Origin of the sequence: Streptomyces chisholmiae, assembly GCF_031845445.1 — a bacterium.
GTDB lineage: Bacteria > Actinomycetota > Actinomycetes > Streptomycetales > Streptomycetaceae > Streptomyces > Streptomyces chisholmiae.
The window spans coordinates 1-468 of sequence record NZ_JAVREO010000139.1 but is presented as its reverse complement, the minus strand read 5'-3'; the positions used below and the strand labels follow the sequence as shown (position 1 = coordinate 468).

The window sequence follows — 468 nt, the reverse complement described above, 5'->3', positions numbered from 1 at the left end:
CCAGGTTGCGGTCGGAGCCGCCCTCGACGCCCTGAACAATCTCGCGGATCAGCTGCGCCACGGCAAGCCATAGCCTGTTTCTTCCGGATTCAGTTCTCTAACCGCCACTTGCGAGAAGCTGCTGCATGCGGTCGATCTCCGCCTGCTGCTTAGCAACGATCTGCTTCGCGAGTCCGAGAGCATCGACGTTCTCGCCGTCGGCGATCTCGGCGTTGGCAATCTGGATCGCTCCCTGAGCGTGCGGAATCAACGTCTGAAGCCACAAGATGTCAAAGTCCTGGCTGCTCAATGCTTGCAGGTGACTCACGGTTTGTTCGTCGATGGAGCCCTGCGCGCTGGCCGGGGGCTGATCCGGCATCGACGAGGTGGTGGCATCCGCGTTCCACTGCACGAGGAGCGCCTTCATAAACTCGATTTCAGTCCGACGCGACGACACGATATCGGCTGCGAGTTCGACGAGGTCCGAGT

The 468-nt window shown here is 60.7% G+C and carries 1 protein-coding gene; it reads right to left on the bottom strand.

Annotated features, from left to right (window positions below):
* Positions 1–97: 97 nt before the first annotated feature.
* Positions 98–468, bottom strand: a 371-nt coding sequence (locus RM844_RS32470; RefSeq protein ID WP_311671032.1) for a DUF305 domain-containing protein, incomplete at its 5' end; no start/stop codon positions are given.